This is a genomic window from Niveispirillum cyanobacteriorum (assembly GCF_002868735.1).
Taxonomy (GTDB): domain Bacteria; phylum Pseudomonadota; class Alphaproteobacteria; order Azospirillales; family Azospirillaceae; genus Niveispirillum; species Niveispirillum cyanobacteriorum.
Genome location: NZ_CP025615.1, coordinates 46,834 through 68,337, shown reverse-complemented (window position 1 = coordinate 68,337; position 21,504 = coordinate 46,834). Strand labels below are relative to the sequence as shown.

At 61.3% G+C, this 21,504-nt stretch carries 20 protein-coding genes and 3 pseudogenes; 13 read left to right on the top strand and 10 right to left on the bottom strand.

Annotation, left to right across the window (positions count from 1 at the left end; genetic code table 11):
- Positions 1–34 precede the first annotated feature (34 nt).
- The gene (locus C0V82_RS26260) at positions 35–727 is read left to right on the top strand and encodes a TylF/MycF/NovP-related O-methyltransferase (RefSeq protein WP_102115417.1); all 693 of its coding nucleotides are present in this window, start codon (positions 35–37) and stop codon (positions 725–727) included.
- Here C0V82_RS26260 and C0V82_RS26255 read toward each other — a convergent pair.
- Positions 714–1,811 carry a tetratricopeptide repeat protein gene (locus tag C0V82_RS26255; protein WP_102115416.1) on the bottom strand — a complete coding sequence of 366 codons (1,098 nt, stop codon included), beginning with the start codon at positions 1,809–1,811 and terminating at the stop codon, positions 714–716. The two genes, C0V82_RS26260 and C0V82_RS26255, sit on opposite strands and share 14 nt — an antisense overlap.
- Positions 1,812–2,237: 426 nt before the next feature.
- On the opposite strand from C0V82_RS26255, the gene C0V82_RS26250 reads away from it, so the two are divergent.
- Positions 2,238–3,167, top strand: a complete 930-nt coding sequence (locus C0V82_RS26250) for a replication protein RepA (protein ID WP_102115415.1) — start codon at positions 2,238–2,240, stop codon at positions 3,165–3,167.
- 104 nt (positions 3,168–3,271) lie between these two features.
- On the opposite strand, the gene C0V82_RS26245 is transcribed toward C0V82_RS26250, so the two are convergent.
- Together C0V82_RS26245 and C0V82_RS26240 are read right to left on the bottom strand one after the other, a co-directional pair.
- Positions 3,272–4,828, bottom strand: a complete 1,557-nt coding sequence (locus tag C0V82_RS26245; RefSeq protein ID WP_102115414.1) for a hypothetical protein — start codon at positions 4,826–4,828, stop codon at positions 3,272–3,274.
- Positions 4,825–5,052 carry a hypothetical protein gene (locus C0V82_RS26240; protein ID WP_102115413.1) on the bottom strand — a complete coding sequence of 76 codons (228 nt, stop codon included), beginning with the start codon at positions 5,050–5,052 and terminating at the stop codon, positions 4,825–4,827. Before C0V82_RS26240 ends, C0V82_RS26245 begins: the two co-directional genes overlap by 4 nt.
- A gap of 137 nt (positions 5,053–5,189) precedes the next feature.
- On the opposite strand from C0V82_RS26240, the gene C0V82_RS26235 reads away from it, so the two are divergent.
- On the top strand, positions 5,190–5,429 hold the full coding sequence (locus C0V82_RS26235; RefSeq protein ID WP_102115412.1) for a type II toxin-antitoxin system CcdA family antitoxin: 240 nt from the start codon (positions 5,190–5,192) through the stop codon (positions 5,427–5,429).
- Positions 5,429–5,731: a CcdB family protein gene (locus C0V82_RS26230; RefSeq protein ID WP_102115411.1), complete on the top strand. Its 303-nt coding sequence runs from the start codon at positions 5,429–5,431 to the stop codon at positions 5,729–5,731. The genes C0V82_RS26235 and C0V82_RS26230 overlap by 1 nt, the downstream gene beginning before the upstream one ends.
- A 311-nt stretch (positions 5,732–6,042) precedes the next feature.
- On the opposite strand, the gene C0V82_RS28050 is transcribed toward C0V82_RS26230, so the two are convergent.
- Positions 6,043–6,174: a hypothetical protein gene (locus C0V82_RS28050; protein ID WP_158660250.1), complete on the bottom strand. Its 132-nt coding sequence runs from the start codon at positions 6,172–6,174 to the stop codon at positions 6,043–6,045.
- Positions 6,175–6,989: 815 nt separating this feature from the next.
- Between C0V82_RS28050 and C0V82_RS26225 the strand changes: the two are divergent.
- Positions 6,990–7,325: pseudogene (locus C0V82_RS26225) on the top strand (transposase); the annotation flags it as partial.
- A gap of 82 nt (positions 7,326–7,407) precedes the next feature.
- Here C0V82_RS26225 and C0V82_RS26220 read toward each other — a convergent pair.
- The 4 genes and pseudogenes from C0V82_RS26220 to C0V82_RS28045 form a co-directional block, all read right to left on the bottom strand.
- Positions 7,408–7,560, bottom strand: a pseudogene (locus tag C0V82_RS26220) (IS3 family transposase); the annotation flags it as partial.
- A gap of 85 nt (positions 7,561–7,645) precedes the next feature.
- Positions 7,646–9,238, bottom strand: coding sequence for a Fic family protein (locus C0V82_RS26215; RefSeq protein ID WP_102115409.1), 1,593 nt, complete (start codon positions 9,236–9,238; stop codon positions 7,646–7,648).
- 322 nt (positions 9,239–9,560) lie between these two features.
- A complete protein-coding gene (locus C0V82_RS26205) occupies positions 9,561–10,967 on the bottom strand; it encodes an ISNCY family transposase (RefSeq protein ID WP_211108014.1) in 1,407 nt (468 codons plus the stop codon).
- Positions 10,924–11,619, bottom strand: coding sequence for an addiction module protein (locus C0V82_RS28045; RefSeq protein WP_158660248.1), 696 nt, complete (start codon positions 11,617–11,619; stop codon positions 10,924–10,926). The genes C0V82_RS26205 and C0V82_RS28045 overlap by 44 nt, the downstream gene beginning before the upstream one ends.
- 184 nt (positions 11,620–11,803) lie before the next feature.
- On the opposite strand from C0V82_RS28045, the gene C0V82_RS26195 reads away from it, so the two are divergent.
- The 4 genes from C0V82_RS26195 (at position 11,804) to C0V82_RS26180 (ending at position 13,651) form a co-directional block, all read left to right on the top strand.
- The gene (locus tag C0V82_RS26195; RefSeq protein ID WP_102115476.1) at positions 11,804–12,076 is read left to right on the top strand and encodes a CopG family ribbon-helix-helix protein; all 273 of its coding nucleotides are present in this window, start codon (positions 11,804–11,806) and stop codon (positions 12,074–12,076) included.
- Complete coding sequence (locus tag C0V82_RS26190) at positions 12,064–12,357, top strand: type II toxin-antitoxin system RelE/ParE family toxin (RefSeq protein ID WP_094452872.1); 294 nt, start codon at positions 12,064–12,066, stop codon at positions 12,355–12,357. Before C0V82_RS26195 ends, C0V82_RS26190 begins: the two co-directional genes overlap by 13 nt.
- Positions 12,358–12,548: 191 nt before the next feature.
- Positions 12,549–12,962 (top strand): MbcA/ParS/Xre antitoxin family protein, encoded by a 414-nt coding sequence (locus tag C0V82_RS26185; RefSeq protein ID WP_102115406.1) that lies wholly within the window; start codon positions 12,549–12,551, stop codon positions 12,960–12,962.
- Positions 12,956–13,651, top strand: coding sequence for an RES family NAD+ phosphorylase (locus tag C0V82_RS26180; RefSeq protein ID WP_102115405.1), 696 nt, complete (start codon positions 12,956–12,958; stop codon positions 13,649–13,651). Before C0V82_RS26185 ends, C0V82_RS26180 begins: the two co-directional genes overlap by 7 nt.
- A gap of 21 nt (positions 13,652–13,672) precedes the next feature.
- Here the strand turns inward: C0V82_RS26180 and C0V82_RS26175 are convergent, their stop codons facing one another.
- Positions 13,673–15,136, bottom strand: coding sequence for a UPF0149 family protein (locus C0V82_RS26175; RefSeq protein ID WP_102115404.1), 1,464 nt, complete (start codon positions 15,134–15,136; stop codon positions 13,673–13,675).
- A 244-nt stretch (positions 15,137–15,380) separates the two neighbouring features.
- Here C0V82_RS26175 and C0V82_RS26170 point away from each other — a divergent pair, with 244 nt between their 5' ends.
- From C0V82_RS26170 to C0V82_RS27705, 4 genes and pseudogenes are all read left to right on the top strand, one after another.
- Positions 15,381–15,716 carry a helix-turn-helix transcriptional regulator gene (locus C0V82_RS26170; RefSeq protein ID WP_102115475.1) on the top strand — a complete coding sequence of 112 codons (336 nt, stop codon included), beginning with the start codon at positions 15,381–15,383 and terminating at the stop codon, positions 15,714–15,716.
- A complete protein-coding gene (locus tag C0V82_RS26165) occupies positions 15,706–16,998 on the top strand; it encodes a type II toxin-antitoxin system HipA family toxin (protein WP_102115403.1) in 1,293 nt (430 codons plus the stop codon). Before C0V82_RS26170 ends, C0V82_RS26165 begins: the two co-directional genes overlap by 11 nt.
- A gap of 470 nt (positions 16,999–17,468) precedes the next feature.
- Positions 17,469–18,654, top strand: a pseudogene (locus tag C0V82_RS26160) (transposase family protein).
- A 661-nt stretch (positions 18,655–19,315) separates the two neighbouring features.
- A complete protein-coding gene (locus tag C0V82_RS27705; RefSeq protein ID WP_211108021.1) occupies positions 19,316–19,735 on the top strand; it encodes a HipA domain-containing protein in 420 nt (139 codons plus the stop codon).
- A 194-nt stretch (positions 19,736–19,929) separates the two neighbouring features.
- Here C0V82_RS27705 and C0V82_RS26150 read toward each other — a convergent pair whose 3' ends face one another.
- Positions 19,930–20,829 (bottom strand): phage tail protein, encoded by a 900-nt coding sequence (locus C0V82_RS26150; RefSeq protein WP_211108020.1) that lies wholly within the window; start codon positions 20,827–20,829, stop codon positions 19,930–19,932.
- Positions 20,830–21,504: the final 675 nt, after the last annotated feature.

Sequence of the window (21,504 nt, the reverse complement as noted above, 5' to 3'; positions counted from 1 at the left end):
CTGAAAAAACTCTACAGATCAGGATAATATCATCATGCCCGTTAGCCCTGATTTTGATCAGGAATTCTCTGATATTTATGCCCGTTGTCATTTTGCAACGATGACTACTGCAGAACGCATGTTTGGTCTTTACAAGGCGGTGCGTTACATTGTGGAAGCTGGGATTCCTGGTTCCTTTGTCGAATGCGGGGTATGGAAGGGCGGCTCGGTCATGCTGATGGCCGAGACACTAATACGTGCCGGGGAAACAGACCGGGACCTCTTCCTCTTTGACACATTTGACCGGATGCCGCCGCCTTCGTCGGACGACATCACTTTTGATGGTGTCTCGGCACAGTCAATGATGGACAACGAAGCGCCGAAAGACACACCTGACTCAATATGGTGCATGTCGACCTTAGAAGAGGTACAAAAAAATCTTCAGAGAACAGGGTATCCAGAAAACAAATTTCACATAGTTAAGGGCCTTGTCGAGGAAACAATTCCTAAAAAGGCACCTGAGTCCATTGCTTTACTGCGCCTCGACACTGACTGGTATGAATCTACGAAGCATGAGCTTGAACATTTATATCCCCACCTTTCAGCTGGTGGCGTTCTGATTATTGATGATTATGGTCACTGGCTCGGCGCACGTCGCGCTGTCGATGAATATCTGGCGCAGTTACCTGAGAAAATCCTACTCAACCGGCTGGATTTCTCCGGGCGTATCGCTGTCAAGCGGGGGTAAGAGGCGGAAAGCCCGGCTCATACCCTGTCGCCAGCATCAAAGGCAACAGATGCTCCCGCTGTTCGCGTCCTGGCAGGACAGTGAAACAGAGGCGTGATGGCGCATGGAGTTTCGGCTGCGCGAATAGTCCACGCAACAACTCAAGCGCCTCAGCATCGCTGCCCTGGCGCAGGGCCGCCAAGGCCAAGGGGAACTCTGTCCAGGGGGAGATATCCTCCTTGCGGGAACGCAAGACCGGGAGGGCGACATCCAGGGCATCTTGATCATCGAACAGCAGCCCGTTCCAAGCCAGCATGCTATAGGCTATAGGCTTCCTCGCCCCCATGGCAGCTGCTTTGCCGGCGGCTTCGATAGCTGCGGCTGCATCCCCTTTGTGCCCCAGGGCCAAAGCCAGATCGATGGACAGGAAAGGCTCATAGGGGGAGGCGGCCACCGCAGGTTCCAAGATGGCAAGTGCCTGAACAACATCCCCCGTTGCCAGATGGGCAAGGGCCAGGGAATGCTCCAGCCGGGGAGTCCCCGGCGCAATGGCGTCACCAATCGTGCCCAACCGGATCGCATCAGCCCAGCGACCGGCGCCCAGATAAGCGGGCAGAGCTTTGCTGAACAGATCTCCCCACTGTGCGCCGTCCAGAAACAGGTCGGTGGCGACCTCCTTACGGCTGTGACGATAAGCGGGTTCCTGCTGGCGCAGCAATGCGGCCACTTCATACATCGTTTCAAGCGCCTGCAGAGCACCTGCCGGGGCATCGTCTGGAATAGCGGGAAGCGGAGCGGGTTGCGGCGATGCCAGTACCTGTACCCCTGCGCGCAGACGCTCAACCGTATCGAACACTCCAGCCGCTAAAGCCTCCTGCCGTACCGCCTGAACATCTGCCTCCCGTCCCTCACTGCGCAGAATATCCATCAGCAGCAGCGAGGACACGGCATGCTGCGGCATGATATCCAGCGCTTGGCGCAGGTGCTGACAAGCGGCAACCGTTTCAGTCTTGTCCGCCAGAGCGCGAGCCATCTCGTAGTGATAATTCGCGTAGGTATGGGCACGGATGCGATGGCGCCATTGATTGATCTGTTCGGGGGTCAAGACATCTCATCCACAGTTAGACGCCAGATGTACACGAGTGTGCGTGTGGCTATAGCAGTCGGTACCGCGAGGTAGGGGGACAGGACAGCTCGTGTCTGTTACCCCCCTCTGACAACAGGTTTATAACATCGAGCAACCAATCGCCACTGGCAGGGAACAGAAAGGTCGGGACTCTACTCGCGCCCCCACTGACAGCTTCACGATTCGGGGGGTGAAAGAAAACAAGGCGCTGCCTTGAAAATTCGTAAGCCGATTCTGTCCCCGGGACTCTACTCGCGCCCCCTCGGGACTCTACTCGCGCGACTCGGACTTATCCCCGGGACTCTACTCGCATAACTATAAGTTAGAATCTAAAAGCCTTTCTAATAGCTTGCGCGAGTAGAGTCCCGATTGCATTCGGAGAAAGGCTGCGTAATCTTCCAGGCCATGGGAACTATACATCAGCTCATCAGGCAGCACGGCAAGGATAACGCCAAGCTGTATGCCGACCCGGACGAGAAACACCTCGTCGACATCGCCGCCGAAGTCATGGCCGGCGAGCGGGAGGATTTGGGCTGGGCTTATACAGGCTGGGCTTTCACCGCCCTGCCGCACAAGCGGGTCCCCGATGATGCTGTCTGGCAGCGAGAAATGGGTCAGGTCACCCTGACCATCAGTCCCGGACATTTACCCGGCAAGACACGCAGCGAACTGGTCAAGGTCGGCGTGCCCTTTGGGGCGCATGCACGACTGGTGATGCTTTACCTGCAGACCCAGGCCATCCGTACAGGCAGCCGGGAGGTCGAGGTCGGCCGAACCATGAACGCCTTTCTGGAACGGATCGGCGTGGCACCGGGCGGCAAGACAAGGCAGTCAGTCAGCGAGCAATTGCGCCGGATCGCGGCATCGACCGTCATGTTCAGCTGGCAGCAGACACCTGACAGCGCCCCCGGCTTCATGCGGCAGACCATCATCAAGGGCGGCCAACTGGGCGTGAAGATGACGGACGATACGCAGGGTGCGCTCTGGGAAGAGCACATCGTGCTGTCGGAGGATTTCTACGATAATCTGCGTAAATACCCGATCCCGTTGCTGGAACAGGCTATCCGGGCCATCGGGGCCAGCAGTCTGGCGCTTGATCTCTATGTCTGGCTGTCCTACCGGCTGCGCAGCCTGACCAAGCCGACGACCATTTCCTGGCAGGCGCTGCATGCCCAGCATGGGGCCGAATATGCCCGCATCCGCGACTTCAAGCGTTTCATGATCCCCCAGCTGAAACTGGCGCTCGCCGCCTATCCGCAGGCGCATGTAACGCTGGAGGATGATGGGCTGATGCTGTACCCGTCGGCCCCGCCCATCAGCAAGCTGGGCGGGTAGTCGGGACTCTACTCGCGCCCCCTGTTTTCAACGCAGCCGCATCCAGAGAAAACCGCCGCGGCCATTGTGGAAGAGCAGCGCCAGCGGCCAGGGGCGTATCCCTTTCAGCCCGGCAGCGCCGTATAGAGGCGGATATGGGGTGTGGCGTCATGGATATGTACAGCGCCCATGGCGCGTAAAGTCGCGGTCATGGCCGAAACATGCTCACTGGCGATGATGAAAACGCCGTCACGTAGATGATCTGCGGAGAGATCGGCGGGCCGCAGCAAAGGCAGGCCAAGGGCAGTTCCCGTACTGTGACTGTCCAGCAGGGCCATGACCGGCAGATGGGCATGTTTGGACAATTCCCCCAACACGATGCGCCCGCCCCGGCCACGGCCATAGACATAGAGCGGGCGCCCTGTGGGCAGTGCGTGGAAGTCGCTGGGGCCGCTCAAGCGCGGCAGATCGGGCCGATCAGCAGGTTGGCCCCAGGCGGGAGCCAGGGGCAGATCCTTGCCTGCCGCAGCGCGCAGAGCCATGATCACGGGGTCCAGCCGTTCCCGGTCAGCGATACGGGCCATGGCCTCGGCCCGCCCGTCAGGACGCGCGGCGGTATTATCGGTACCGCCCTGTCGCCAGTGGAAATCTGTTGTGACCCGCCAGGACGAGGCAAACGGGGCAACACGCGCCAGACGGCGCAGAAGATAGCTATCCTCAGCGAAATCCAGGGCCGGGTCGGGGCCCAGGGCCGGTAGGAGATCGGCAGGAGCCAGGAAGGCGCTGGAATGGATCGCCAGGTTCCACGCCAGGAAGGCGCTGCGGTCGGGCGGTGGCAGGGCGTGGAAGGCGCGATGTTCGAAGGAAGGATCGGCGGGAGGGAAGGGACCCGCTGCATCATCCCAGACCTGGACCGAACCGGAAATGGCGATGGCACCGGACAGGGCCAGGGGGCTTAGGCTGGCAACATGATTGGGATGCAGCGCGTCATCATCATCCAGCATGCCAAAGAGATCGGCGTGCAGTGCCTGCAAGCCGGCCCACAGGCAGGCGCTGCGCGTTGTGGGGCCAAGGGGGAGGGATGCAATGTCGATCAGATCAAGGCGATGGAAATGCGGGCGCTGGCGCTCCATCTCCGCCTCAAGGCCCGGCACGGGCGCGTAGCGGACCAGGATGACGCCGATCCCACCGGATGTCTGGGCCGCCAGACTGTCCAGGCAGCGGCGCACAAAACGGATGTCCCGCCCGCCGATGCGCACAATGTAATCGACACGGGCAGCGGAACCGGTGAGCGTAAAGCCGGCAGCTGCCCTTATATCGGGTAGAAGGGTGGCCAACGGTCCGGATGCCAGATCAGCGACGGTCAGAATAGGGGCGGGCCGTCCCGTGGCGGACAGCGTGTCGGTCAGGAACCGCGCCTGGGCTTCGTTCTCCACGATGAAACCATCATGGGAAAGTATGCAATCCAGGCGCCGGCGATCATGGCGCAGCCGGTCGGGATCATCGCGCAGCCAGCCCAGCCAGGGATGGCCCGTGCGTTTGCCCGACGCGGCATCGGCAGCAATGACAAGATCGGGGGACAGGGCCGTCAGGTCCCGCGACAGGGTGCAGACAGGTACAGCCCAGCCAGCAGGTAGCGGCAGGCCTGCGGGATTGAACAGGACCAGACTGGGCCCGCTCACAGCCCATTACCGGCAATGCTGCCGTCCTTGCGCCGCGAGAGCTGCACCTGGCCCTCCACGCATTTGACGTAGGTGGTCTTGCCCAGGGCCAGATTGTCGCAAATGGTGATCAGGGCGCGGGGCAGGGCACCAAACTCCTTCGACCCGCGTATCCCGGCATTGTAGGTGGCCAGATAGGTCTTCAGGGAGGGCTTGGTCACGGGTTGGCCGTTCTGGTCAATCATCGCGCAAAAGGCTCCGGGTGGATGGTGCCCCCGATCATGGAACAGGGCGGGGGGGAAGGGCCAGTCCTGAATGGATGTGCATTGATATGTGTATATGATATGCGCATAGTCGATGGGTATTGAGCTGGAAGGGCTGCATGACACAAGAGACGGCGGGCGTGCGTCAACGCACCAATGTGACCTTGCCGGAAGCGCTGCTGCGCGAGGCACGCCAACTCAACATCAACCTGTCGCAGGCTTGTGAGCGGGGCCTGGCGGCCGCTGTTTTGGAAATGAAGGCGGCGCAATGGCGGCAGGACAATCAGGCAGCTATGGATGCTTGGAATGCCCATGTCGAGGAAAAGGGCTTGCCGCTCGCCGAATACAGGCAGTTCTAATGGCGCGCTTCGATGTCCATGCCATGCCAGGGCAGCGGCCTGGTTATCTTCTTGATGTACAGGCCAACATGCTGGACCGGCTGGATACAAGGGTCGTCGTCCCCCTCTTTGCAGAGAAGGAAGCACCACCACCCATGACGGGCCTGAACCCGATATTTGATATCCAGGGGCACCGCTATGTGATGGTCACCCAGTCCATCGCCACCCTACGGCGGCGGGAGCTGGGCAAGGCTGTTCTATCGCTTGATGACCAGCACCAGCGGATCACGAACGCCCTGGACATGCTGTTGACAGGATACTGATATCAGAGAAGTTGCCGCTCATGAGGGCGCTTCCTATACGCAGATAATGGAAGAACCTGGAGGGCAGGATTTCGGTCCCTTGGTAAGGGCGGCGCATATCGAATGGGGGAGGGGCTGGTCCTGGGATAGGCGGTTTTTTTATGATATCAAGGAGATATCATTCAGTCCTTGATATCAGTTCCCCAGCGCTCTCTCCGCCGCTGGACTTTGGGCTTTTCCAGTTCCAGGATCGTCGCTGCGGTTGCCTCTTTGGGTTTGCGCTCAATCTGGAAGGTAACAGCGACAACTTGACCACCGCCACAACCACGGCCTTACCGTGTTTCAACGACCAGGACACGGAACTCTGCCAGCTGGTCGATTTCTTCCAGCGCCGGATCCAAGGCGCGTCTTCGGGAATCTTTCCAATCCGTCAGCATGTCCCGGCATCCCAGCAGGTCACGCAATTCGGACGTTTTGACGGACCACCAACGTCCGAAAAGTGCCGTCAAAATGTCCGATTACGCGTTCCACCATATTGAAAAAACGGTGAAAATCAACCCTAGGAACCTTAAGGATTCCAGGAAAAGGGCAGGGCGTTTTAAAAACCAGAAAACAGGAAATAGTAGAGGGTACGTGTCTGGCAAGGGTACCGGAAAATGCTGACCGATGAGTGGGGTTTCTCGTTCCTCAATCATCAAGGCACTGCCTTTCACAGGCAGCGTTTGGCTTGAGGATATGCGCTGGTCAACATGCCGGTGATGCTGAAATCGACTGTCTATGTGGAGATAGCATTTGCACTTTGCAGCCGTATTTCTGATCCGTGTCGTTGACGGTCACTGTCGCTTTTCAGGTACGCGATAGCAGATCGAAGCAGTGATCCGGGCAGGAGCAAAACATCACAAAACCTGATCAGCTTGTCAGCCTATTGACCCTTGCCCGCTCCGTGCCGGCAAGGGCGGCACGGACAGCGATGAGAGCATGCTGCGGCGCTGTAAAGCAGCTATCTTCAGCGGTCGCTTCAGAGGGTGATTTCAGGGGTTTTGTCACACCTGATGCAGCTCCGCTGCGCGCAAGGCACTGTTTTTACGTACGAAATTCGCAATGCGCTGTATGGCGGTCTGTATGGCGCCGTATTGCATTTAGCCCAGATTATGCATCGCGGTGGTAATTCTGGTTGGCGGGTGTAGCACAAGCCATTGATTGGGTTTAGGATTCAGTCGCCAAACACAAATTCGCCCGATGCAAGGAACGCTTCATCCGCCATGCGAGAGATACGCCGTTGCTGCCCGGCCTGTCACCCGTTTCGGGCAAGGCTGTGGAGGCCTGCTTCGACGGGGGCAGCCTGTTGTCCGATGCCGGTGTGCTGGCACTGCGTGAGATCGATATCCGGCTGAATATGGCGGTGCGGCTGGCAGCCTGCATCGCCGATACCCGTCAGCCTGATCGGGTCCGGCACAGTCTGGCGGACATCATCCGTTTCCGCCTGCTGACGATCACCTGCGGCTATGAGGATGGCATCGACGCCGACAGCCTGGGCGGCGATCCGGCTTTCAAGATGGCGCTTGGCCGGTTGCCCTCGGCGACGGACCTCTGTTCGCAATCCACCATCTGTAAGCGCTCAATTCGGTGCACGTTTTTTGAATGATTGAACCGGTCCGGGCTTGTCGGCGGCAAAGGTACGTGAGTCATGCTGCCATTTACTGAGCGCTCACGGCGTCATGATAGCGTTGTTTGGCCTCGGCGGGCTGGATGTTTCCGATAGGTTCGAGCAGGCGGCGGTTGTTGAACCAGTCGACCCATTCGAGGGTTGCATACTCCACGGCTTCAAAGGATTTCCATGGCCCCTCGATGTTGATTTCCATGCGGAACTGACCCGGGATTTCCGTCGAGAATTGACCCACTATTGAGTTATGCGGCACAGTTCTTCTTCCGTTCTCAGGGGCGGTATATAAAATTCACTTTCGTGTCAGCACCCCAAGTCGCAGTTGGTCCCGCTCCATGCTCGAACGCCCGGCCTACCCGTTCCGCGACGAACCTCGCGAACGGGCCGATTCTGCCGTCGACCGAAGCGGCGTTCAATGCTGCGAGGTAGCCGTCACGGTCGTCGACCCGGATCACTGTCCATGGGTACCTGCCCGAGGCCAGCATCAGGTTCATGGTGAAGCGGGCCGCGCGGCCATTGCCGTCCGGGAAGGGGTGGACGTAGCCGAACATCCAGTGCCCCAAGATCGCCCTCACCCGTGCGTCGCGCTCCTCGTGCAGCAAGCTGCCGAGTTCTTCCATCCCGTCCGGCACGGCGTCGCTGCGCGGGGGGACGAAGCGCGATCCGCGCAGGTACACCGGGCTGCTCCTGTAGCCGGCCAAGGCCGATGGTTCGAGCAGACCCGCCTGGACGCACGGCTGGAACATCTCGCGGTACCATGCGCGGTGCCCGTCGACGAACGCCTCGGCCGCGTCCCCCCCCTCTAGTACTCGGAGGACGTCCGCGCGCACGCGCTGGAAGGCCTGCCAATAGCCTCGGGCCGCCAACGCGTCCCTGCTGCGCCGATCGTCTTCGTTCGCCATCGGGTTCCATCCCCCGCCCTTGACCCGGTCGATCAGCCGGGCATCGACGCGGTACCCCTCGATGGACAGCGAGTGGTAGGCGTCTGACTTGTAGATGCCGTCCATGGCGGCCACGTATGCCGGAATGTCGACGGTGCCTGGCTCAGGCACGCCTTGGAACGCGTTGGCAATGTCCTCCCGGGCTGCCATCCACATGGAGCGCAGCCTCGCTGCGATCGGTGCCTGCCTGCGGGCAGCCGCTACGGGTGTCTGGGGCTCGAACGGGTCGGCTTCCGTGACTCTGTAGCCAGCAGAGGCCATGGCGCCAGCGATCTCGTCCGCCATGGCAGGCCTGCCGATCCTGCGGTAGGCGGCCGCAAGGCGGCCCGCGACGACGGGGCTGCCATTGTCCAGCAGATGCCGCAGGAGGCCTGAAGCGTCGCGGACCATACCCAGGCAGACCTGGGCCTCGACCGGGTGGCGCTGGTAGAACCCCTCCGGCACCCTTGCAAGGGCCGCTTCCACCGTGAAGAGGCGCAAGCCGTTCTTGGTGACGGTGTCCGACGGGGGCAGGGGAGCCTTCGACCGGATGTCGTAGAGCGAAGTGCCGTGGGGCAGGGCGACGACGTTGCCTCCGCCCTTCGGGGACTGGACTAGGATCTGCCGGGGAACGACTGTGTTCTCCGCGTGCAGCAGCAGCGACTGGTCGGGTGACAGGTTCCAGTCGGTGCCGAAGCGGTCCTCGCAGTACAATGCACAGAACTCCCACATGGAGGAGTACCAGGGGGTGGTGTCGCCGGGTGCGACGTCAGGGTGGGTAGAGAACAGCCATCCTTTCATGGCATCCGCTAGAAACCCGGCCTTTGCCAGGCGCTCACGGTGGGTGCGCGTGATTTCGTCGGACCGGAAGACGCGCCGTCCCCCACGCTGGAGGTCGTGGAGGGCGGCGAGCGAGGCGGCGAGGCGGATGTGCGGGGCAGCCATGGCGTGTCATGTTTTTACGTGGATCATGCTTCAGCATACTACGTAAAAGATGCTGCGCGCCACCGCGTTAAAGATGTTGCGGATTAGTCCGTAGATAACGCTACCATCATGGTGGCGACGGGCTTGATCCACCGCCTGGAACATCTCGTCAATCCGGCGCCGTTCCGCCAAACTCAGGTGCGAATAGTGCTCTCCCATGGCAGCCTCCATTGCTATCCATATGATTATAAAGGAGAGTCGCACTTCAAAATAGAATCCACCCCGCCTACAAGAAATGTTTCAACAGAATTGAACTGTCAGTGTTCTGAGCAAAGTAGAAATGTCAGTGTTGGGGTGGACCGGGTAACGGAGCCGTAGGCGCAGTGGACCGGCCCACCCCAACATTTGCCGGTTTTGCCTTGGCCGTAGCATGTTTGTCCGCCGCTCCCAGCCGACCGCGCCGCTTGCCTGCGCGCTTTTCGTAGTGGTTGCGTTCGCTGATGCTCTTGACCGTTGGTGGCGGCATCGCGTCCTGCATCTGCTTCACATAAGCCAGGACCTCGGACAACCGCTTGTTCTCTACGATCTCGGCCTGCGTCACGCGCTGGCTCTTGTCAAAAATCGTATAGGGCAGGGCGCTACCCTGCCAGCGAAACTCCAACCGGCCATCAGCAAAGGCGTAGCTGTCTACGTATTGCCCTACCAATCGCCGCGTAACCTCATTCTCCGCCAGCATGATCCGCTGTCGTTCATAGGACAATGTCAGTTGCCGACCGACATATCGACGCTCGCGAACACACAGAATGTGCTGTAACCGCCCATCGTCTATCGTCAATGGCCGGTGCATGTCGTCGGCGCTGGCAGGGGCCACCGCGAACCGTTCGTTGAACTGCGCCATGAAACCCGGCAGGAACGCATTGCCAGCTTCCAGGCTGTCTATCCCCGCCAGGCGTAGTTCCTTGACCAGCCGATCCTGCAAAGTCCGGTTCGCCCGCTCTACCCGGCCCTTGGCCTGGCTGGAGTTCGCGCACAGGATCTCAATCCCCAGTTCCGCCAGCGCCCGGCCAAACTGCGTCATCCCCTGGCCACCCTTGGCATCCTTCCGGGCAACCCGGAAAACTGTGTGCTTGTCCGAATAAAAAGCCAATGGCCGCCCATGGTCGCGCAGATAGGCCGCTAAAATCTCGAAATAGCTGAAGGTACTCTCCGAGACCACAAACCGCAGGGCCATCAGCCGGCCCGTCGCGTCATCCACAAACACCAGCAAGGTGCAGGGCGGCCCGCGGTCCTCAAACCAATGATGCTCGCTCCCATCAATCTGTACCAACTCACCCAGGCATTGCCGCCGAAGGCGAGGGCGGTGAAATTGACGCCGCTGTGCCTTTGTCCGCCAGAGACCGGCCTCCGCCATCCAGTGCCGCAGCGTCTCCCGCGACACGGTAAGACCATGCCGTTCGGCAAGCTTCTCCGCCGCCAACGTTGGCCCAAAATCATGGTAATGCAGACGAACCAGTTCCAGCGCCAGTTCGCGAACCCCCTTTGAAATCTGGTGGTTCGAGGGTCGGCCACGGCCTCGGTGGACAATCCCGCCACCGCCATCACACCGGTAGCGATCCAGAAGACGCCAAACTTGGCGCTCACTCAGACCCAATATCCCAGAGGCGTCCGAAACCCCAAGCTGACCACTCTCAATTTCTGCCAATACCTCAACACGCCGCACATCCCGATCGCTCATCATCAGCCAGCCCATAACAGCCCCCAAAACCGGCCAAAACCGATCCAGAGACTGACATTTCTATCTTGCTCAGGACTGACATTTTAACTTTGCGCCTACAAGAAAAAGCGTAATAATATTTATTATGGAAATACCAGGAGCGGTTTTGGCTGTGTAAGGGACGTAAACGACGTTGGGATTCTGGCACATCCGGATACGTCGTGAACATTGATATCCGTAGTGTCCACGATGGTTTGCCTGCGCGACTGAGGACCGGTTCCGGCGCTTTAGCGACGCAAGTGCACCGGAACCGGTCGTCGCCGCACGCGGGGAAACTGGTGCGGATTGTCGCGCAGGCGCTCGAGGAGGCGCTCGAACTCATCGAGAAAGTGGGCAGCCAGCCCCTCGCGGATGCCGCTGTGCCATGCCAGTGTATCCTCCAACTCGGCCTCGGTCGGCGACGTAAGGCGGACGCACATAAGGCGTGGCGACGGCGAAGGTCGGCCAGCGCCTCGAAGGCGTCCCGACCCTCGCCCGGCTGGGCGTTCAGCATGGCTAGGCGGCTCTCCAACTCGGCGGCCTGGGCGCTCACAAGCGGCACCGCGTCGTGGTCGAGGCTGTCGCAAAGCTCCGTGATCAGGTCGAGCCGCTGCTCGGTAGTGAGGTAGCTGAATTCCAGTGTCGCCATGCTCGGCACTCCAACTGGCCCCAGGGTCCGCGCCATGGGTCGCGGCCGCGCCAGAGAGTCATAATCTGGCCCGCGCCAACATTTCAGCGCCATTGCAGGGCGGCCCTGATGCGGGCCGTTTGACGGGCTGTGGTCGATGGGACTAAGGTAGTACTTGGTATTACTTGGTGATACGGAGGCTGCGCTGGCAACGTCCCTGAAAATCGATGATGCTCTGAAAGGCCGCGTCCAGCAACTGGCCAGCCAGCGCCGCCGCTCCCCGCACTGGGTAATGCTCGAGGCGATCCAGCAGTACGTGGAGCGCGAGGAGGCACGCGAGGCCTTCAAGCAGGAGGCGCTGGCGTCGTGGGCGGCGTACAAGGAAACCGGCATGCACCTGACCGGCGAGGAGGTGCGTGGCTGGTTGGCTACGTGGGGGACCGACGGCGAAGATGCGGTGCCTGAGTGCCACGAGTAATCGTCACCGCCGGCGCGGCGGGCGGGTTGGAAAGATGCCGGAAGTTCCTGGCCGCCAAGGCGCCCGAGGCCGCGAAGCGGGCCGGCCAGGCGATCCAACGCCAACTCCTCCTGCTGGAGACGGCGCCCGAGATCGGGCGACCGCTGCCCGACATGCCCGAGCTGCGCGAACTGCCGGTCGCATTCGGGGATTCCGGTTACGTGGCCCTGTACCGCTACGAGCCAGCCAGCGACGCGGTTTATGTATTGGCATTCCGGCACCAGAGGGAAGCTGGCTACTGAGCAGACACGCTCATGGGCCGTGGCTTCCGAAGGCAGCGCCCGCGGGCGAACTTGAACGCTGCGCCGAAACCGCGAACATCCATGAACGGACCTGGGGCATGTCCCCTCCCCAATGCGCCACGGCTCCGAAAGATCGGATCAGCTTGCCATTTGGCATAAAATCGCTATCTTAATGCCAAAAGAGAGCGTCGATGCAGTTCGCGTCCGTCCGATCGACCCAGGCCAGCCCCCAGCAGCCGACCATCACCGACGAGGAGGCCGCCGCGCTGGCGCGCACGACCGTCAACCTGTTCCGCGCCTGGAACCTCAGCGACCTGGAGGCGCGCACGCTGCTGGGCGACATGGCGCAGAGGACCTGGGCGCGCTGGAAGCTCGGCGAGGTCGGCCGCGTGGACAGGGACCTGCGGGCAAGGATGGCCATCCTGATGGGCATCCACAAGGCCCTGCGCTACCTGTTCGCCGAGCCGGCCCGCGGCTATGCCTGGATCCGCAAGCCGAACGGGGCCTTCGCCGGCAGGAGCGCGCTGGACGTAATGATGCGCGGCGAGATCACCGACCTGCTCGACCTGCGCGGCTACCTGGACGCCGAAAGGGGCGCATGGTGAAGGTGCCCGTCCGCCGTGTAACCTGGCCCCGCACCGTCCGCATCATACGATCGATCCACCCGCCCATCGACCTGTTCGAGGACATCGCCGACCCGGCGGACTGGGAGGCCCTGGCCTCGGCCGAGGCCAAGTTCAACCCGAGCGTCAGGGACGGCATCGGCGACCTGTCCAAGGTACCGGTCTCCCGGCGCGTGGCTGGCCCCGGGGCCAGCTGGGTCATGGCGCCCTTCGTCCACTGCTCAGCCCTGCGGCCGGGTCGCTTCTCCGACGGCAGCTTCGGCCTCTACTTCGCCGGCGACCGGACGGAGGTCGCGATCGCGGAGACCATCCACCACCATGCACGGTTCATGCGGGCCACGGCGGAGCCGCGGGGCTGGACGTCGCAGTTCCGGGAGCTTATCGGCTCGGTGGACGCGGACCTTGACGACGCTGCCGGCCGGGCCGACCTGCTCGACCCTGCGGACTACGGCCCGCCCCAGGCATTCGGCGCCGAACGGCGGGCGGCCGGGTCGAACGGCATCACCTGGCCGAGCGTGCGGTACCCGGGCGGCGGCTGCATCGCATTGTTCTGGCCGGACGTGGTCCCCATCCCGACGCAGGGCGCCCATTTCGCCTACCACTGGAACGGCGGCGCGGTCGACTACGTCAAGAAGCTGGACAGCGGCGAGGTATGGCAGGTCAGGGGATAGGCATCCCCCGTGCCACACTCCTCAATGGACCGACTGGCTCCCCGCGCCGCAGCATTTCTTGAACTTCTTGCCAGATCCGCAGGGACAAGGATCGTTGCGCCCCGTCTTCACGGACCGGACCGGCTGCGCGGCTTTGCGCCCGCCGGCTTCCCGGTCCCGCCAGTATACCCATGCCCCGATCAGCAAGGTCGGCAGGTTCTCGATGATCTCGGCGCGGGCGTCGTCGTCCGGTGCCTCGCCTCCATGTTCGTCCGCGATCAGGGCAGAGATCAGCATCGCGATGCCGCCGGCCTGCGGGTCGCGCAGCATCGGCGACCATGCCCGTTGCTCAAGGTCCAGGCCCAGCAGGAAACCTTCAGCCCAATGCCGGCCCATCTCCTGGACCGGCACCTCGTAAAGGTAGGGTTCATGGACGACGCCGGCTCCCAGCCTCGCCGCGATGGTGTTCCAATGCCGCATGAGCAGGCCGGTAACGTGCTGGACCTGCTCCATACTGTCATAGACCGGCCCTTCGTTCCCGCCCCAGATGACGGGCATGTAGCGGGACGGCGGGACCATAACGGGACCCGCGACCAAGGCCGAGAAGAAGCCGTCCAGGTGCTCCATGCTCAGCGTCGCTTCCGGTGCCTGCGCGGAATCCAGGAAGCCGGCCAGCCAATCGAGCTCCTCCTCGCTGAGCCGGACGCCCGCCGCCGGATCCGTGTCCGGCGCCTCCCCCTCCCCTCCTGACGGGCCAGTGTCCTGGACCAGCCATTCCAGGTCCGCCATCGGGTCGGTGATCGGCACGACATGGTCGCGGACGAGGTAGCCGTCATCCCCGGGATCGGCGGCGATGGCTGCCACCGCCTCGAGAAACTCCTGCTGGTCCGGCTTCCGCGTGTGGGGCAGCCGCCCATCCGTCCACGCCCTCTCGACGCGTTCGACGAACTCCACCAGCCCGAGGTACAGGACCGCGTCCTGCCACCCTTCCCAGGCAGCGTCGCCGTCCTTTGCCAAGCGCTCCCGGTCGAACCGGTCCAGCAGGTCTACAAGCCGGTCTCTCTCGATCCGGCCGTCATGCACCAGCCGCGAAAGGACCTGCAATGCCGACCAGCGGACCTCGCCGGACGCCGCGCCGTCGGAAGCCAGCGCAAACAGAGCGTCTGCGTCGCCATCCCAGAGCCCGAGAATCACGCCCGTGGCGAACTCGACGCACCCCTCGCCCAGCAGGCGGTCCAGCTCGTCCTGTGGTCGCCGCAGGAGCTGGAGGAACGGCCCGCAGGCTTGGGCTTCGCGTCCGGCGGCCAGCACTTGGAGGCCGACATGGAGGAGCATCTGCTGCCTGGGCAGGAGATAGACGCCGGCGGTTGCCTTTCCAATCACCCCGATCACGGCCGGTGTAATCCCTGCCGCGTTGGAAACGGCTGTTTCCATCAATCCTGCCAGCTCTGCCCTCGACAAGGGCATGTCGCCGACCAGTCGGTTGATGATCTCGTCAAGCAGCATGCCGTCTTCTCCATCGCGCCGTTCCGCCAGCCTCGGCGTCACGGTCGTGCAACAATTATAGGTACCTTATGGATGCCGGAATCTATCATTCCGGATACCGAGAGCGATTTCCCACGGCCGGCCCAGGCAGTGCGAATTGACCGGGTGCATATTGGTTGAGGCATCAGAGAGATCATGTTATTGACCGACATATCAGTCATCAAATCTTTTTATGATTGCCATATCGGTCAAAAGGACAGATTCCATGCAGACGAAGCCGAGGACCTATTCCCGTGCGACAATCGAGGCACTGGCCCTTATGGGCGCACAGATTCGCCTGGCGCGCAAACAGCGCGGGATGTCCGAGGCTGAACTGTCCGAGAGGGTCGGCATAGCAAGGAGCACCCTCCAACTGATCGAAAAGGGCGGATCCAAGGTGGAGGTCGGATTGGTCTTCGAGGCAGCAACCCTCGTCGGCGTACCTTTGTTCGTGGCGGAGGCCGGGGCCATGGAGCGGCAGATGGAGCGGGTCCAGGACAAGCTTGCCCTCCTGCCCCAGTCGGTTCGCCGCCCACGCACGGAGGTGAAGGATGACTTCTGAGCACCGGCCTGGCCTTGCCGCAGTCGACGAGGCGTTCGTCTGGACCTGGCTGCCGGGTGCCACGGACCCCGTGGTTGCCGGCAGGATCGCCCGCGAGGGCAACCTCTATGTCTTCAACTACGGCCAGTCATACCTCGCCCGTTCCGATGCTGTTCCGCTGTTAATGCCGGACCTCCCGTTGAGAGCCGGCGCCCAGGTGCCGAAGGCGCCGCTGGACATGGCCGGCTGCCTACGCGACGGGTCGCCCGACGCCTGGGGCCGCCGCGTCATCATCAACCGCCTGACGGGCCTACGCGGCGACGCTGCCCAAGCGGTCGAGTTCGATGAACTGACATACATGCTCCATTCCGGCTCCGACAGGATCGGCGCGCTGGACTTCCAGTCGTCCCCCCGCAGCTATGAACCGCGGGAGCAGGAGAACGCCACGCTGGAGGAGTTGCTGGAAGCCGCCGAGAGGGTCCAACGGGGCGAGCCCATCCCGGCTGGATTGGAGAAGGCCCTGTTCCACGGCAGTTCCATCGGCGGCGCGCGACCCAAGGCCCTCCTCGAGGACGAGGGCGGCAAATACATAGCGAAGTTCTCGGCTACCAACGACACGTATGCGGTGGTGAAGGCCGAGTTCGTCGCCATGCGCCTTGCAGCAGCGGTCGGCCTGGACGTGGCGCCAGTGAGGCTGGTCCAGTCGAACGGCAAGGATGTCCTGCTGGTCCGCCGCTTCGACCGACAGCAGGTCGATGGAGGATGGACCCGCCGCGCCTTAGTATCCGCCTTGACGGTCCTTGGCCTGTCGGAGATGGAGGCCCGCTACGCCGCCTATCCCGACCTTGCCGACAGCGTAAGGGCCCGTTTCACAGCCCCCCAGGCGACCTTGCGTGAGCTCTTCGGACGCATGGTCTTCAATGTCCTGGTCGGCAACACCGACGACCATGCCCGAAACCACGCCGCGTTCTGGGACGGCAGGCACCTGACGCTCACCCCAGCCTACGACATCTGTCCCCAGGCGCGGACCGGTCGGGAGGCGGGACAGGCCATGCTCATGCATGCAGACGACAGACGCAGCCTGTTGGAAACCTGCCGGCGGGCCGCGCCGACGTTCCTTCTCAGCGACGCAGAGGCCCGGGGGATCATCGACGGCCAGGTCACGTTGATCTGCGAAAGCTGGATCAGCGCATGCGACGAGGCCGGGCTTGCCGAGGTCGATCGAAGGTTCCTCTGGCGCAGGCAGTTCCTGAACGAATACGCTTTCGACGGGTATCCAACCGGATTACCTGCGCTGACATAGTCATCGCATCCTCGGTTGACTGGACTTGCCCTGAAAAAGTGGAGAGCGATTGGTTGGCTATGCTGCCAGCTCGAGAGGCACGCTGTCGAACTGGATTGGGCTTTTGAAGGGCAGTGCCCCCGCTGCTCAACGCGACGGGAGAATGGGTGCATGGGTCAGTTCCGTATGGAAATCAATCGTTGATACCGAGCATGGTAGTTACTTGACTCACTACCATAGCACCAGGCATGGCAATGAATAGCGCGCACGCGCGCTATTCATTGCCATGCCTGTGTTTGACACCAGCTATTTTCACGTTAAGCCGACTTAGCGTCTAGCCTCTACATTTATTACCACCGCTCTGCAACGGTATCTATCTATACCATCGCTCTGCAAACTAGGTTGTCAATCGGCATTGAAGTTTGGCTCTAACTCAATTTTGATGAAATTCGGGATTCCTCTGGAGTGCGTTTTCCATAGGGATCAGCATGATGCGCTCAGGCTTACCACACTCAATGTTCGACGTTGCCGGCATGGCCATCAAGGACATCACCGACGATGATGGAATGGTGCGGCTCACCATAAGCCCGGTCACGGCGATGAGCGCCTGTCCCGGATGCGGAACGCGGTCTGGTCGGATCCATAGCCGATATCATCGGCGGCTGGCGAACCTGCCGACAACCGGTCGGCGTGTTGAGCTTGTGCTGCGGGCCCGCCGGTTCTTCTGCGATGCCGTGCTCTGCGGGCGCCGCGTATTCACAGAGCGCTTCGATCCCAAGGTTCTGGCGCCTTGGGCCCGCCGGACGGCGCGGTTGGATCAGATTATCCACCATCTGGGTCTGGCGCTGGGAGGTTGTCCGGCTGCTGCACTGGCCCGTCGCTTGATGCTACCGGTGAGCAACGACACCTTGTTGCGGGTGGTTCGTCGTCGGGGCAGAGCGCTTGCAGTACGAAGGATATCTGCGGCGTGAGGATACCAACAATGTGGTCCAGCGCCTGGCCAATGAGGGCATCCCCATCAAGGAGATCGTTCGCCGGACCGGCCACAGCCGAGGGCTGGTGCGTAAAATCCTCCGGGGTCAGGGCGCCGACATCTTCCGGACAAGAGAAAATTCCCTGGAACTGCATCTTCCCTGGCTCGACCAACAATGGCAGGCGGGGCATCGCAACGGTACCGAACTTTGGCGGCGGCTCAGGGAGGAGGGTTTCCAAGGCTCGCTACGCGTCGTCACGGAATGGGCGACCCGCCGGCGCCGGGCGGACCAGATGGGGGCAGAGGTCCTCAAACGGACCCCATCCGCCCGGATCATCGCCCGGCTCATGACCTTGGGTCGCGATGCGCTGACAAAGGCTGAGACTGTCCTGGTTGCCGCCATTGAAAAGGGGGTCCCGACCCTTGTCGATGCCAGAACCATCATCGCCGATTTCCAGGGCATGATCCGGCGCCGATCGCTGGCTGACTTGGCCCCCTGGCTGGAACGGGCAAGCCCATCCATGGTGGCGTCTTTCGCCAATGGCATCGTCAAGGATCGGGCCGCTGTGGAGGAGGCTATCACTTCCTCATGGTCAAATGGCCAAACCGAAGGCCAGATAACCAAGCTCAAACTCGTCAAACGCCAGATGTATGGCCGCGGAAAACTCGACCTGCTCCAAGCCCGCGTCATTGGTGCAGGGTAGAAAGGCTCTTCACCAAAACTGCGTCAGAGCCACTTTTCCACGCCGGATAACAGGTCGCGCTACACGACTGCGTCGGGGCGTTGCAATTCCTGCCCGATGGCGAAGAACCGGTAGCAACGAACCCTATCTCAGGCACGCCCCTGTCGGAAGAAGAGGTTGGGGCCATGTTGGCGGACCTACACCGCACACCGCTGGGCCTTCCCCGCGACAGCCAATTCCGAATTTCCGTAGCAGGCGCGCAGGAGAAGACAGCGCTACTGTGGCACTAAGGCCGGTGGATAAAGCCGATTGGCATGACGCCAACCACACATATCCTGCCCCCTCCAATCGGCACCCTACCCAACGGGATGGATTTGTCGGACAGCGTAGATAATGAGCATCTCTGTCTGAGGTTGCTAGAGGCCTTCGGGTCGCCCGTGGCACACACAGAGATCATCACATTCAGCGGGATCAAGACGCTGGTAGTGGAGTGATTTGATCGGCCGTGGACAAAAGATGGCCGCCTGATCCGCTTGCTGCAGGAGGATTGCTGCCAGGCACTTTCCAGTCCGCCAGTACGCAAGTATCAAAGCGAGGGCGGTCCGGGAATCGTCGAGATCACGCGGCTTTTGCAGGCCAGCGATGCCCCCTATGGAACCCGTTCACCTTCTTCAAGGCCCATGTGCTGTTCTGGTTGATTGGGGCGACCGACTGCCACACGAAGAACTTCAGTATCGCCCTGACGCCGGGCGGCCGGTTCACGATGACGCCGCTCTACGATGTTTTGACGGTTCAGCCCGGCCTCGACGCTGGGCATATCCAATCCAAGCAGATGACGTTGGCCATGCGTGTCGGTAAGAATCGTCACTACCGGGTCGGGGACATCTTCGGGTGCCATTTCCTCGAAACGGGTTTGGCGGCCGGCCTTTCCCGTTCGCAGGTGGAGACAGTGTTCCAGGAGGTCGCCAATATCAGGGAAGTTGCATTTGTTGAGGCATGCGCCCGAATGCCTCAGGATTTCCCGGATAGCCTTGCCGCTTCAGTGAAGAAGGGATTTGAACAACGTCTCGCCCGGACAGAGCTTCCCAGGCCGGACACCTGACGAAGCATATCATCAAACCGGCTTGACGATCCTGCCGGAGTTAACCCCGGCAGGATCGTCAACAGGCTCATACAACAAAGTGGTGGCGTAACGACAACCGGATTAGCGTATTCCTGCCGCCAAGCTGTCCGATCATGCGGGGCCACCTTTGTACACACCGCGAGCTTAGAAATAGCCCTCAATCGGGCGCAACGTTACGGCCGGTCAGGGTACAGACCATTGGCGGCAATGCACACGGTCTGACCCAGAGCTGGGGATTGTGTTGAAACTGGTTGGGTAGCCGGGGCAGACGCCTGGTTGACTGTGACAGTGCCGCCGGTGATGCCGGTGGCACCGGTGACGGGCAAACTGACATTTCCCGTGGCTGTACCGCTGATGGTGCCATTGCTGACCGTAACGCCGTTAAGGGGGCCACTCGCCGTACCCGTGACACCGCCGGCCGGACCGACAGTCACGTTGTTTGCGCCTCCCGTAGCGTAGATTTGGGCTGCTGGTCCCGTGGCGGTCTTGAGGGGTACATTATTGGACAGTGTCGCAGTGCCCCCTGCCGGCGTAGACGTCCCGATCTTCGCATCCGCCGTGACCGGAAGGCTGGCATTTCCGCTCAGTGTCTGACCGGTTGTTGTGCCTGTGACGGGCAGGGTGAGCGTGCCACTGGCCGCCAGCGGTCCCGAACCGCCGCCGCCCGTGCCCGTAAACGTCGCTGTATGGGTATGCGGGTACAGCGGCACTTGGGTGTACTGCAGCGTCAGTTGCTGCTGCCCCACCTTTGCCCCTATGGCGATATTTTGGAGGCCAGGCCCCGTGCCCGTGCCGATCGCGCTGCGCCCACGCAGATCGGGGATCGCAAAATTGCTCGAATTATCGCCGCCATAGCGGAATCCGATCAACGCGAACAGCGCCTGATATTCCCTTACCGCCAAGGTCCGGCCATCGGCCTGTATGTAATTACGGGGGCACCAGTCAAAAGCAAAGGTGCAGATTGTACCGATATAAGGCTCGCTATTGCAGGCGGCGGCCGGTGTGGCAAGGCCAATAGCCGCAGCGACGGCGGCCGACGCACCGAAAAGAGCGGAACGGAACATCTTACGCATGGGTTCGCTTCCTTTTATCAGAATTATGCTGGTACCTGTTGAGTGAGACGGATGGAGAAAGGGGGCGGTTGCGACCGCTGCCGCGTGCAACCGAGGGCACGTAACCTACCGCCCGGTCAAGCCGTCGGAGAAAGGCGCTGGCAACTGAAACCCCGTGATAGGTGAGGATCAAAAGGATGCATCATGAGGACTAGGCCGTTGCCGCCCCCCCACAATCCCACCAGATGTCATATATACAGAAAACGGAAAGATGGCAGAGTCTGGATATAAATACACCCAAAATCTGCATAGCGGAAACGATAAAATATAAGTCTCAGGCTGTTTGTTTTTTGGCGAATTGAGCTGGCCCCTGTTTGGCCCGGCAATGAGACAGCTTCACGGTGGGCCTGATAAACACACGGGCTAAGCGCATCTGGCGGTCGGCACATCGATGAATACTATTGCATTCATCGATCCATTCACCGAAGCAATACTATTCTGACGGAGCACGCCAGAGAGGCTCGACCGGCCATCAGGTGGGCTCGCGCGTCCCGTGGCATGGCGTTGGTGCGCCATCCAGCCAGAGAGAACCAGATTGTTCACAACTCTCACTTGCTTATGTTATGATTGACTGTCAGATCGAGTGTTAATGCATTGATATTGCAATATATGCTTGACCTGAATGGTAAATTTGAA

Excerpts from the sequence above, each read along its gene's own strand:
- C0V82_RS26260 (WP_102115417.1), top strand. The coding sequence starts at position 35 with ATGCCCGTTAGCCCTGATTTTGATCAGGAATTCTCTGATATTTATGCC.
- C0V82_RS26250 (WP_102115415.1), top strand. The coding sequence starts at position 2,238 with ATGGGAACTATACATCAGCTCATCAGGCAGCACGGCAAGGATAACGCC.
- C0V82_RS26240 (WP_102115413.1), bottom strand. The coding sequence starts at position 5,052 with ATGATTGACCAGAACGGCCAACCCGTGACCAAGCCCTCCCTGAAGACC.
- C0V82_RS26235 (WP_102115412.1), top strand. The coding sequence starts at position 5,190 with ATGACACAAGAGACGGCGGGCGTGCGTCAACGCACCAATGTGACCTTG.
- C0V82_RS26230 (WP_102115411.1), top strand. The coding sequence starts at position 5,429 with ATGGCGCGCTTCGATGTCCATGCCATGCCAGGGCAGCGGCCTGGTTAT.
- C0V82_RS26215 (WP_102115409.1), bottom strand. The coding sequence starts at position 9,238 with ATGGCTGCCCCGCACATCCGCCTCGCCGCCTCGCTCGCCGCCCTCCAC.
- C0V82_RS26205 (WP_211108014.1), bottom strand. The coding sequence starts at position 10,967 with ATGGGCTGGCTGATGATGAGCGATCGGGATGTGCGGCGTGTTGAGGTA.
- C0V82_RS28045 (WP_158660248.1), bottom strand. The coding sequence starts at position 11,619 with ATGGCGACACTGGAATTCAGCTACCTCACTACCGAGCAGCGGCTCGAC.
- C0V82_RS26185 (WP_102115406.1), top strand. The coding sequence starts at position 12,549 with ATGCAGTTCGCGTCCGTCCGATCGACCCAGGCCAGCCCCCAGCAGCCG.
- C0V82_RS26180 (WP_102115405.1), top strand. The coding sequence starts at position 12,956 with ATGGTGAAGGTGCCCGTCCGCCGTGTAACCTGGCCCCGCACCGTCCGC.
- C0V82_RS26175 (WP_102115404.1), bottom strand. The coding sequence starts at position 15,136 with ATGCTGCTTGACGAGATCATCAACCGACTGGTCGGCGACATGCCCTTG.
- C0V82_RS26170 (WP_102115475.1), top strand. The coding sequence starts at position 15,381 with ATGCAGACGAAGCCGAGGACCTATTCCCGTGCGACAATCGAGGCACTG.
- C0V82_RS26165 (WP_102115403.1), top strand. The coding sequence starts at position 15,706 with ATGACTTCTGAGCACCGGCCTGGCCTTGCCGCAGTCGACGAGGCGTTC.
- C0V82_RS26150 (WP_211108020.1), bottom strand. The coding sequence starts at position 20,829 with ATGCGTAAGATGTTCCGTTCCGCTCTTTTCGGTGCGTCGGCCGCCGTC.